Origin of the sequence: Corallococcus sp. AB049A, from assembly GCF_003668885.1 — a bacterium.
GTDB classification, from domain to species: domain Bacteria; phylum Myxococcota; class Myxococcia; order Myxococcales; family Myxococcaceae; genus Corallococcus; species Corallococcus interemptor.
The window spans coordinates 1-11,723 of sequence record NZ_RAWL01000275.1 but is presented as its reverse complement, the minus strand read 5'-3'; the positions used below and the strand labels follow the sequence as shown (position 1 = coordinate 11,723).

Here is an 11,723-nt window from a genome sequence, read left to right as displayed (position 1 = left end):
CCGAACAGCCCGCCCTCGCACGCCTGCACGTTCCACATTGACGGTAAACCACGTAGTCAGATTGAACTTGTCTTTCCACATTTCCAAGAATCGCAGTCCTGCTTTGTGATAAACGCCGACCCAGCCCTTTTGGACCCACCTGGAGGCGGCAATGCGGAACCAGACCATCGAGGCGGCACTGGCGAAGAATCCCCACCGTGAGCAGCTGATCAAGCACCGGTTCTTCGAGGTGGTGGACGAGAAGGCCTTCAGCCGCGACCAGGCGGAGATGGTCCTGGGTCAGTGGTGGCACCCCCTGCACTACTTCCCCAACTTCCTGAGCAAGCTCATCGCCGTCTGTCCGCAGATGGAGATGAAGACGGCGGTGACGCACATCCTCAACCAGGAGGTGGGCGAGGGAGACCCGGCGCGCGCGCACGAGCGCTTCTTCATCCAGACGATGACGGACGCGGGCTTCACGAAGGCGGGCGTGTCGGAGGCGGACATGACGCCCGCGACGCGCCGTCTCATTGACGGGTACCAGCGCGCCACGGACAACCACCTCACCGGCCTGGGCTTCCTCTACGGCACGGAGGTGGCGGACCTCACCATGGTGGCCAAGCTGGGCAAGCTGGTGCGCCGCACCACCGGCCTCAAGGCCCTGCCCTGGGTGGACATCCACGTGAAGCAGGAGCCGGACCACGTGGAGACGGCCGGCCACACCGTGGGTCTGCGGTACTCGGACGAGGAGTTGGCCACCATCACCCGCGGCGCCGAGGAGATGTGGCAGCTGTGGGTGGGATTCTTCGAGGAGCTGCGCAACCGCGTGGTCTGAGCGGCTCCTCGCGTCAAGCACAACCCCCCGGAATCCGTACGTTTCTGCACGGAAGACTGGCGAATCTATCCAGGTAGGGTACTCACTCCCGCGTCACGGGAGTGTCACCCCGCCGAGGGAGATTCCATGCTCGAAAAGCTGATGCCGAAGTCGGACGAGTTCTTCGACGACTTCGACGCGCAATGCGCCAGGACCGTCGAGGGAGCCAAGCTCCTGCACGAGCTCCTGAGTGATTTCCGGGACGTGCCCGCGCGCGTCCAGGCCCTCAAGGACGTGGAGCACAAGGGCGACGAGGTCACCCACACGGCCTTCAACCGGCTCCACCAGCAGTTCATCACCCCGTTCGACCGGGGTCAGATCCACACGCTCCTGTCGCGCATCGACGACGTGCTGGACCTGACCAACGCGGCGGCGGCGCGCCTGCTGTACTATGAGATCGAGTCCACCCGGGCGGACGCCACGGAGCTGGCGCGGCTGCTGCTCATCTCCACGCAGAAGGTGCAGGAGGTCGTCGCGGCGCTGCGGCTCATCAAGAAGCCGGAGCAGATCCTCGCGGGCTGCCTGGAGATCAAGCGCCTGGAGACGCAGGCGGATGAGGTCCTGCGCGCGGGCATGGGCCGGCTGTTCAAGAGCGGCGTGGACACCCTGACCATCATCAAGTGGAAGGAGATCCTCGACCTCATCGAGACGGCCACCGACAAGTGCCAGGGCGTGGCCAACGTCATCGAAGGCGTCGTGCTGGAGCACTCCTGAATGCTGCTCGCAGCGGTCGTCACCATTGTCGTCGTCGCGCTGATCTTCGATTTCATCAATGGATTCCACGACGCGGCGAACTCCATCGCCACCGTGGTGTCCACGCGCGTGCTGTCGCCGAACCTGGCCGTGGCGTGGGCCGCGTTCTTCAACTTCATTGCCGCCTTCGCGGGCGGCGTGCACGTGGCCAACACCATGGGCAAGGGCATCATCAACTTCGAGATGCTGCGCGCCGCCGGCCCCACCGCGGTGCTGATGGTCATCTTCTCGTCGCTGATGGGCGCCATCGTCTGGAACCTGCTCACCTGGTGGTGGGGGCTGCCCTCGTCCTCGTCGCACGCGCTGGCGGGCGGGATGATTGGCGCCACCCTGCCCGTGCTGGGCTTCCAGGGGCTGGTGGGCAGCGGCATCGCGCGCATCGCGGCCTTCATCGTGCTGTCGCCGCTCATTGGCATGACGCTGGGCATCTTGATGATGCTGGCCAGCACCTGGGCGGTGCACAAGCAGACGCCGCTGCGCGTGGACACGTGGTTCCGCCGGCTGCAGCTGGTGTCGAGCGCCATCTTCTCCTTCAGCCACGGCACCAACGACGCGCAGAAGGTCATGGGCATCATCGCGGTGGTGCTCTTCGGCACCATCTGGCGTGACCGCCCGTTCCACATCGACTGGTGGATGATCATCTCCTGCCACGCCGCCATCGCGATGGGCACCTTCTTCGGCGGCTGGCGCATCATCCGCACCATGGGCCACAGCCTCACGAAGCTGGCGCCCATTGGCGGCTTCAGCGCGGAGACGGGCGGCGGCGTCACCATCATCGCGCTGGCGGAGCTGGGCATCCCCGTCTCCACCACGCACACCATCACCGGCGCCATCGTCGGCGTGGGGTCCACGCGCGGCTGGCGGGCCGTGAAGTGGGGCACCGCCGGCCGCATCATCTGGGCGTGGGTGTTCACCATCCCCGCGGCCGCGCTGGTGTCCGTCATCGTCTACGGAATCACGCTGGCCATCGTGCGGATGGTGGGCTGAAGGAAGCGTTGGCGCGGAGGGAGTGAATCCCCCCGCGCCCCTTCTTCGTCCCTGCCTACCGGACGTTGAGGGCCGTGGACGGGCCACCGACGGCCGGCGGCACCCACGGAATCACCTTCTTGTTCTGCCACTGGACCAGCTTCAGCGACGGGTCCTCCAGCGGCACGTCGAAGGTGTAGGAGATGCGCGTGGGCCCTTGAGCGTCCGCCTCCTCGATGCGGACCTTCATGCCCTTCATGTCGAACTCGTCACCCTGGCGCACCGCGTGGCGCGCGGCGCGGTGGATGCGCTCCTCCACGGAGTCCAGGAAGTGGCCGCCCTTGGTGAACGACAGCTCCAGGGAGTTGGGCCCCGTGCGCGTCACCTTCTGCTCGTTGAGCGAATAGGACAGCACCCACCAGGCCTTGGGCAGCGGCTTGCCCTGCGCCCACCAGCGCACGGAGCCGTAGATGCCGATGATGCCGTTGGGGGCGTTGAGCACCACCAGCCGCTGGTCGGGCAGCTTGGACTCGTCCAGGGCCTCCTCGTAGCGCGCCTGCACGCGCGCCATGAGCGCGTCCGCCTGGCTGTAGGCCTCCATGGTCTGCCACCAGATGTACGGCGAGCCCACGACGTGGATGAGCGCCAGCAGCGCCGCGCCGGCCAGCACCGCGCCCGCGCGGAGCGTCTTCGCCCGCCCCGTCCACGCGTGGCGCAGCACCACGGCCAGCGCCACCGCCATGCCCAGGCTGGGCACGATGAGCGTGCGCGAGCCGGCGAAGGCGGAGTTGGACAGCCACGTGGACACGAACGCGCCCGTCAGCATCCAGCCCACCGTGCGCTTCTCCGTGGCCTCCAGCCGGGGCCACACGCCCCACACGAGCAGCGCGAACAGCGTGAAGCCCACCGCGCCGAGGACGGTGAAGAGGGGCACCAGGGACTGATCGAAGATGAAGTCCGGGGGCGCGTTCAGCGTCAGGCCCGCGATGGCGGCCGGGACGCGGCCGAGCATCGCCTGGAACCACGCGACGGGCGTCCCCAGCGCGTCCAGGTACATGTCCGAGCCGCCCGCGCCGTAGCCCATGGCCCGGTACGCGGCGAAGTAGATGGCCATCAGCACGCCGAAGGGGATGAGCCCCTTGAGCTTGTCCTTCGCCTGCCCCGGCCCGGAGAAGGCCTCGTAGGCCAGCACGTACGGGCTGAGGATGACCATGGTCTCACCGCACAGGAGCGCCAGCGCGAAGGACACCAGCGCGCCGACGAGGGAGCCCGTGCGCTTGTCCTCGCGCCACTTCACGTGGAGGTAGATGCCGAGGATGCCGAAGAGCAGCGACATCACCACGCTGCGGTAGGACAGCCAGCCCAGCACCGCGGAGTGCGAACCCCAGAGCGCGAAGAGGACCATGGACAGGCCCGCCACCGCCGTGGGCAGCACGCGCTTGAGCAGCACGCCCGCCAGCACCACCAGGCCCACGTACCAGAGCACCGAGTGGAGCTGATAGGCCACGGCGACGCGGTTGTAGAGCAGGTGATCCAATCCGTAGAGCAGGCTGCCCAGGGGCCGGAAGAACGCGACGCGCACGGTGGGCTCCACCCACCACGGGAAGACGCCCACCTCCGCCAGCTTCAGCGTGTGCTCCGGGATGCCCGTGGCGGTGCGGTACACGTCCAGGTGCGTGTTCCCCAGCGGCGCGGGCGGCGGGATGTTGTCCCAGACCCCCAGCCAGATGAAGTCATCCGGCATGAAGCCCGAGCGCAGCGCGAGCGCGCCGAGCACCACCGCGAATGCGATGGAAATCCAGAAGTAACGTTTAAACGGCCAACCCGGGGCGGTCGGCGGGGGGGAGGTATCCATGTTTCAAAGATCTATCAGTACGCCCCCCACACGAGATAGGTCCTCCTGGGTCGTCCGCTACCACCGGAAACACGCTCGGCGTGTGACGCGTGTGAGGGGAATCCTTTGCCAGCGCCCGGACTCCGGGTGATCCTCCGCCGACGAAGGGGGACGCGGTCCGGGCCGTCGCCGGGCCTGCTCGCATGCGCATCGCCATCATCGCCACGTACACCCATCCGACCCGGCTGCGAATCAAGGAACCCTCCATCATGCAGTCCTCCGTGCCGGAGCTCATCGCGGGCCTGTGCCCGGAGCACGCGCAGGTGGAGATCTTCAACGAGAAGGAGGCGGACGTGCCGTTGGACCGGCACTGGGATCTGGTCTTCTTCTCGTATCTGCACTCGTACTACGAGCACACCAAGGTCCTCTCCACCCTCTTCCGCCAGCGCGGGATGACGACGGTGGCGGGCGGGCGGCACGCGAGCCACTTCCCCGACGACGCGGCGAAGTACTTCGACGCGGTCATCACCGGGGAGCCGGAGTCCAACGTGCCCGCGCTCATCGCGGACTTCGAGAAGGGCGAGCTCAAGCCCCGCTACAGCCTGCCGTCGCAGGGCGCCGCCGCCATCCGGCCGTACCGCTACGAGCTCATCGACTTCACGCACAACAAGGTGCGCCTGCCGGGCATCGAGGCGTCGCGCGGCTGCCCCTTCACCTGCAACTTCTGCGTGCTCACCGGCCACGAGCGCTACCGCTTCCGGCCCGTCGCGGAGGTCATCGACGAAATCCAGACGCGCATGCGCTGGAACCCGAACTTCCTGGGGCTGATGGATGACGCGTTCGTCTTCCTGGACAACAACCTGGGCGGCTCGCCCAAGTACCTGCGCGCGCTGTGCGAAGCGCTCATCCCCCTGAAGAAGACCTGGGGCTGCGCGCTCACCTTCAACGTGCTCAAGGACGAGTCGCTGGTGAAGCTGATGGCGAAGGCGGGCTGCCGCTACGTCTACACCGGCCTGGAGTCGCTCAACCCGGACTCGCTCAAGGCGATGAACAAGGGCCAGAACAAGCTGTCGGAGGTGGACGCCGTCATCCGCCGCGTCTTCTCCGCCGGCATCCTGCTGTCCTTCGGGCTCATCGTCGGCTCCGACGGCGACACCAACGAGTACCTGCACCGGCTGCCGGACTACCTGGCGGACCTGAAGTACTTCTCCGTCACGTTCCTGGGCATCGTGTGCCCGTATCCGGAGACGCCCTTCTTCCGCGAGCTGAAGGCCGAGGACCGGCTCTTGCCCGGCACCACCAGCCGCGACTACGACGGCTACACGCTGTGCCACCGGCCCAAGCAGCTGCACGCGTCGGAGGTGGTGGAGCACTTCCAGCGGCTGTGCCGCACGCTGGGCAGCCTGCCCAACATCGCGAAGCACTACGCGTCCAAGCTGATGATGAGCGACCTGCCCCGCTACAAGCAGACCATCCTCTTCTCCGGGCCCGAAATCGTCAGCATCCGCAACCCGGTGAAGAACCCCGCGCGCCGCTACATCGCGGGGATGGATGCGATCGAGGCCTGGGACGCGGAGCGGATGCCCGCGCTGGGCCTCACGCCGCAGGTCCTGACCTGAGCCGGGAGGGCAGGCGCACGTCCCACGCCAGCCCCAGGGCCTGGAGCGCCCGGATGAAGAGCCAACCCGGATCCCACTGCCACCACACCCAGCCGTGCCGCGCGGACGCGGGGAAGGCGTGGTGGTTGTTGTGCCAGCCCTCCCCCAGCGCCAGCACGCTCACCCACCACACGTTGCGGCTGTGGTCGCGCGTGTCGTGGACGCGGTGGCCGAAGGCCGCGTGGCACACGGAGTTCACCGCGTAGGTGCTCTGCATCCAGAGCACCACGGGCAGGAAGAAGTACGCGGGCACCGTGCGCCAGCCGAACGTCAGCCCCACGAAGAGCACCGCCAGCACCTGCGGCGCGATGCGGTAGCGCAGGAGCCAGTGGTAGTACCGGTCGTGGGCCATGTCCCGGCACCAGGTGCGCCAGCCGTCCTCTTCGGTGGAGGCCTCGTTGAGGATCCACCCCATGTGCGCGTACCAGAAGCCGCGCACCGGCGAGTGCACGTCCCCGTCCACGTCCGCCTTCGCGTGGTGCAGCCGGTGGTTCGCGGCCCACAGGAGCGGACTGCCCTGCGCGGTGAGCATGGCCACCGTCACCAGCGCGTACTCCACCCAGCGCGGGCACGCGAAGGCGCGGTGGCACAGGAGGCGGTGCAGCCCCACCGTGGTGCCCAGGCCAATGGACACGTACACGGCCAGCGCCACCGGCAGCGCGTACGGAGGCCAGGGCAGGAAGAACGCCAGCGCGGCCAGGCCATGCACCACGAGCATGTAACCGACGATGACGGGACTGAGCTGGAAACGAAGCGGTGCGGTGATCATGGCCCGGTGCGCAAGTCGAGGAAGAAGCACGCAGTCTACGGGCGCCGCCTGACGGAACAAGCAATGCGCCAGGGCGTCACATCACGCGGACGTCGCGGGCCTGGGCCGCCGGGGACAGCGGGAGCGCTTCCGCGGGCGGAACCTGGAGCGAGGCCTGGAAGCGGTCCACGCGGCGCAGCTCCGCGCGGGCCTCCACCTCCGTGAAGATTTCACGCGCGCGGGCGAGGAACGCGTCGCGCCGGTGCGGCAGGGCCACCGCCGCGTCGAAGTAGGCCACGCCCGTCTCCCAGCGGTTGGGGCTCTTCTCCAGGACGGAGATGGCCTCCAGGAACACCGGCTCCGCGGCCTTGGGCCCCTTGCGCAGGGCCAGCGAGCGCGCCGTCACGCGCAGCGCCGGGCCCTTCAGGTACGGGTAGAGCCGGGCGATGACGCGCGCCTTGATGCAGGCCAGCTTGACGATCTTCAGCAGCTCCTTGCGCGGCACCACCGTGGCGCCCTCCTCCAGCGCGAAGAGGGCCGCCTCCGCCGCGTCCACCAGGCCCACCTGGAGGAAGGGCACCATCACCTGGTAGCTCCAGATGCTCTTGAAGCACCTCACGGCGACGAGCGCGGCCTCCTCCACCTGGTGCTCGCGCACGGTGACGTTGGCCAGGTGGTTCAAGCTCGCGCACTGGTTGGCCAGGTCCGCGACCTCCACGCTGATGCGCAGGCCCTGCTCCAGCTCCGCGCACAGCTCGCCCACGTCGCCTTCGTCCAGCAGGTAGCGGCACATGGGCCCCCACGAGTGCGCCCAGCCCTGGTGCATCAGCGCGTTGAGCTCCACGCCAATGGCGCCCATCTGCTCGTAGAGCGCCACCGCGGTGCGGAAGCGCGAGTGGAGGAACTCGCCCGTGGCCTGCATCATCAGCGACGTCTGGCGCTCCCATCGCTCGCCCACCTGGCGCAGCGTGGAGACGGCCTCCTCCTGGAAGGTGCGCGCGCGCTCCAGTTCGTTGGCGAAGAAGGCCTGGATGCCCAGGCGGCTGAGCGCGAGCCCCTCGGCCACCGGATCCTTGGAGCGGCGCGCGTACTCCAGCGCCTTCTCACAGTGGTAGCGCGCGCGCTTGAGCAGCCCCGCGCCGAACAGGAGCGTGCCGTAGTACCCGCGCGCCAGACTCATGGCGTAGTCGTTGCGCGAGCGCTCCGCCATGTTCGTGGACACCAGCGTCGCCCAGGTGAGCTTGGTGATGTCCGCGAAGTAGTAGATGCGGATGAGCGAGTTGAGCGTGGACAGCTGCTGCAGGTAGGTGGTGAGCCGCGCCGCCGGCAGCGGACGCAGGATGAACGGCAGGAGCGACGCCAGGCCCCGCAGCAGCAGGTTCGCCAGCGTGCGCAGGCCCAGCGCGGGCAGGCTCCCCGGGAGGCTGCGGCCGCGGAGCACCAGGGACTTCTCCAGGTGCTGCGTGGCGAGCGCGGACTCGCCCTTCTCCTGGTGCGCGCGGCCCAGGCCCAGGTGCAGCTCCGCCTGGAGCTGGGGCTCCTCCTCGTCCACCAGGCACTGCTCGAACATCAGGATGGCGTTGGCGTAGTGGCCCGCCTGCAGCAGCGTCTCCGCCAGCTCCTGCATCACCCGGCGCGTCTGGAGCAGCGTCACCTCCTTGTCCACCGGCACGACGGTGCCCAGCAGCTCCAGGGCGCGGTTGTAGTGGTAGAGCGCGTCGTCGTTCGCGTACTGCGCGCGCGCGCTGCGGGCCGCCATCAGCGTGTACGCGAGGCCCTTGTCCTCCACGTTGCCCGCGAGGAAGTGGAACGCGAGCAGACCCGCGGAGCCCGCCAGGTTGTCGTTGGCGCGCTGCTCCAGGTAGCGCGCGAGCCGGCGGTGCAGGTCCTCGCGCGCCGACACCAGGAGCGTGTTGTAGGCCACGTCCCGGATGACGATGTGCTTGAAGAGGCAGGTGTACGGCTCCTCCTGCTCCAGGAGGATGAGCCCCAGGCGCTGGAGCGTGTCCATGGCCTCGCGCAGGACGGAGAGGCCCATCGTGGGCACCAGCGCCGCCACGGCATCCAGCGAGAAGATGCGCCCGATGACGGACGCCACCTTCACCACCAGCTTCTCCGTCTCGCTGAGCAGGTCGATGCGCGACAGCACCACGTCCTGGATGGAGTCCGGCAGCAGCAGGTCCTGCAGGCCGCGCTTCAACTCCATCCGCTGCGAGCCGGGCTCCACCGGCCCCAGGTAGCCCTGCTCCGACAGGCCCTCCACGATGGATTCGATGAAGAACGGGTTGCCCTGCACCTTCGCGAGCAGCCGGTCCTCCAGCGCGACGTCTGGCGGTGACAGCCGCAGGTGCACGCGCAACAGCGCCCGCGTGTCCTCGTCGTCCAGGCTCATCAGGTCCAGCGGGACGAACTCCGGCAGCTCGCGCAGCCCCCGCAGCTGATCGCCCGGGCGCATGGTGGCCAGCACCATGATGCGGTGCGAGCCCACTCGCACCGCCAGGTACTGGAGCAGGTCCAGGGAGATGTAGTCCGCCCAGTGCAGGTCCTCGAAGAAGAGCAGCAGCGGCTGCGCGCGGCTGAGCTTCTCCAGCAGCTGGAAGACGATCTGGAACACCTTCTGCTGCTTGCGGCGCGCGTCCATGCCCGCCGTGGCGGGCGTCTCCTCCAGCGACATGCCGAGGATGCCCGCGACCACCGGCATCCACTCCGGCCCCACGTCCTCCAGGCCGTCCAGCCCCTGGCGCAGGCGCGCGAGCTGCGCGTCGGTGTCGTCCGAGTCGTGCAGGCCGAACACCTGGAGCAGCACCTCCTTCCAGGGGAAGAAGGGGGTGAAGGCCTCGTAGGAGTAGCAGACGCCGTACAGCGCCCGCGCGCCGCCCTCCTCCGCGTCCTCCAGCACGCGCGCGCCCAGGCGCGACTTGCCGATGCCCGCCTCGCCGGACACCACGCACACGCGGCCCTGGCCCTCGAAGGACGCGGTGAGCGACTCGTGCAGCACGTTGAGCTCGCGGCTGCGGCCGATGATGTCGCCCCGGCCCTTGATGAAGAGGCCCCGGCGCGTCTCCCCCAAGAGCCGGTACACCGGCACCGAGCGCGAGACGCCCTTCAGCTTCGCGTCCTCGACGAACTCGGTGGCGAAGCCGCCCTGCTGGGAGCGCGCCTGGGTGTTGGCGCACAGGTGCACGCCGTCCTGGTGCCCGCCGTGCGTCATCAGGCGCGCGGCCATGTTCACCACTTCGCCCAGCGCCGAGTAGCCCTTGCGCGTGGGCGAGCCCATGTCGCCGCAGTAGGCGTGGCCGGTGGCGATGCCGATCTGCAGCTCATCCAGGAAGGGGAACTGCTCGCGGGCCTTGAGCAGCTTGCAGGCCAGCCGGCACGCCAGCACTTCCTTGTTCTGCTGCGCGGTGGGCGCGCCGAACAGGACGTAGAGCACGTTGCCCTTGTCCGTGAAGTCCGTCATCAGCAGCACGCCGCCGTGGTGGGCGGACTCGCGCTGGACGTATTCGTAGTAGGCGTTGAGGTCGCGGGTGAAGGCGTCCGGTTCCGAGTCCGCCCGCGCGTGGGTGAAGCGCACGAAGAAGCAGGTGACGTCGCGGAAGTCGCCCGCGAACTCCTGGTGCGCGGTGGTGATCTTCGTGAAGAGCACCGGGTGCAACAGCAGCGCGCACCGGCCCACCAGCTCCGCTCCGCCCGTGGGCGCGGGCAGCGGCCGCTTCTCCGCCTCCACCGGCGCGTCGGCCGCCAGCCGGTGGTTGCCGCCCTCGCGGGGCTCGCCCTTGCGCACGCCCTCCGGCAGCGCCGCCCAGGCGCGCGGGCTCAGGACGACCTCCGACACCGTGGCCTGCTTCTCCGCGCCCACCGCCTGCGCCAGCGGCTCGCCCACGAGCGCCGGGTGCATCCACAGGCCGGTGCCGCCCATCACGATGCGCGTGGCCTCTCCGAACCCGATGCCGATGCGCGACGACACGCCGAAGCGCTGGCCCAGCAGCTCCAGCCGGGCGAAGCGCGCCAGCCTGCGCTGCACGCTCAGCGCGCACACCGCCGCGCGCTGCACGACGTCACCGTCGGCTTCACCGGGCGCGGCCTCGAAGCACGCGAGGATGGAGTCGCCGGCGAACTGGTAGATGTCCCCGCCGTGGTCGCGGACCACGTCGATCATCTCCGTGTAGTAGTTCGTCAGCAGGCGCTGGAGCGCGTCGATGCCGCGAGGCCCCGCGCCGCTCAGCCCCACCACGATGGGCGTGAAGCCCGCGATGTCCAGCAGCAGGATGGCCCCGCGCACCCCTTCCGCCCGGGGCAGCGCGTCCGCATCCTGGCTCCCGAGCCGCGCGAGGATGCCCGCTGGCATGTAGGGCGCCAGCATCGCGACGGCGGGATCAATGGGCTGCGTGGAGGTCATCCCAGGGGGGCTTTCCGCTCAGGACAGGTGGGCGTAGCGCAGGTAGAGGGCGCCCAGGCACATGGCGCCGTAGAGGGGAATCTCCGCCGTCTCCAGCCAGGGCTGCTGCTTTCGCACCCAACCCCAGATGTGCACCGCCGTCATGATGCCGCCAATGAGGCCGATGAGCTCGAAGATGACCAGGTGGCTCTTGGGGTCCGGGATGAACTGCACCACCGCGATGATGACGGACAGCGCCAGCCCGCCCAGGCAGCGCGCGAAGTAGACCGTCAAATCATTGTTGCCCGTGGGCAGCTCCCACCCGAACCAGCGCGCCCAGCGCAGCGGGATGAACGTCAGCGGCAGTGCGTAGACGACCAGGAACACCGAGGTGGAGACCGCGAGGAACCAGCTGGCCAGCGGATAGTCGGGGTTGATGAACATGATGGCGACGTGGCGAGGAACGGCGTGCGCGTGCCGGCCACACCGTTCCCCAGGACGTCCATCCTAGAATCTTTTCCCTCCCCGTGGGG

General features: G+C 68.7%; 8 protein-coding genes. 4 read left to right on the top strand and 4 right to left on the bottom strand.

From position 1 onward, the window contains the following. Window positions 1-151 precede the first annotated feature (151 nt). From D7X55_RS25995 to D7X55_RS25985, 3 genes are all read left to right on the top strand, one after another. Window positions 152-814, top strand: a complete 663-nt coding sequence (locus D7X55_RS25995) for a TenA family transcriptional regulator (RefSeq protein WP_120552696.1) — start codon at window positions 152-154, stop codon at window positions 812-814. A gap of 126 nt (window positions 815-940) precedes the next feature. Beyond that, the gene (locus D7X55_RS25990) at window positions 941-1,567 is read left to right on the top strand and encodes a DUF47 domain-containing protein (RefSeq protein ID WP_120552697.1); all 627 of its coding nucleotides are present in this window, start codon (window positions 941-943) and stop codon (window positions 1,565-1,567) included. Beyond that, on the top strand, window positions 1,568-2,593 hold the full coding sequence (locus tag D7X55_RS25985; protein WP_120552698.1) for an inorganic phosphate transporter: 1,026 nt from the start codon (window positions 1,568-1,570) through the stop codon (window positions 2,591-2,593). A 55-nt stretch (window positions 2,594-2,648) separates the two neighbouring features. On the opposite strand, the gene D7X55_RS25980 is transcribed toward D7X55_RS25985, so the two are convergent. After that, the gene (locus tag D7X55_RS25980; protein WP_147470209.1) at window positions 2,649-4,427 is read right to left on the bottom strand and encodes a hypothetical protein; all 1,779 of its coding nucleotides are present in this window, start codon (window positions 4,425-4,427) and stop codon (window positions 2,649-2,651) included. Window positions 4,428-4,609: 182 nt separating this feature from the next. Here D7X55_RS25980 and D7X55_RS25975 point away from each other — a divergent pair, with 182 nt between their 5' ends. Continuing rightward, the gene (locus tag D7X55_RS25975; protein WP_121724484.1) at window positions 4,610-6,025 is read left to right on the top strand and encodes a radical SAM protein; all 1,416 of its coding nucleotides are present in this window, start codon (window positions 4,610-4,612) and stop codon (window positions 6,023-6,025) included. On the opposite strand, the gene D7X55_RS25970 is transcribed toward D7X55_RS25975, so the two are convergent. The 3 genes from D7X55_RS25970 to D7X55_RS25960 form a co-directional block, all read right to left on the bottom strand. Continuing rightward, window positions 6,003-6,833, bottom strand: a complete 831-nt coding sequence (locus tag D7X55_RS25970; RefSeq protein ID WP_120552701.1) for an acyl-CoA desaturase — start codon at window positions 6,831-6,833, stop codon at window positions 6,003-6,005. The genes D7X55_RS25975 and D7X55_RS25970 overlap by 23 nt on opposite strands. A 76-nt stretch (window positions 6,834-6,909) precedes the next feature. Continuing rightward, complete coding sequence (locus D7X55_RS25965) at window positions 6,910-11,211, bottom strand: AAA family ATPase (RefSeq protein ID WP_121724483.1); 4,302 nt, start codon at window positions 11,209-11,211, stop codon at window positions 6,910-6,912. An 18-nt stretch (window positions 11,212-11,229) separates the two neighbouring features. Next, complete coding sequence (locus tag D7X55_RS25960) at window positions 11,230-11,634, bottom strand: hypothetical protein (RefSeq protein WP_120552703.1); 405 nt, start codon at window positions 11,632-11,634, stop codon at window positions 11,230-11,232. Window positions 11,635-11,723 lie beyond the last annotated feature (89 nt).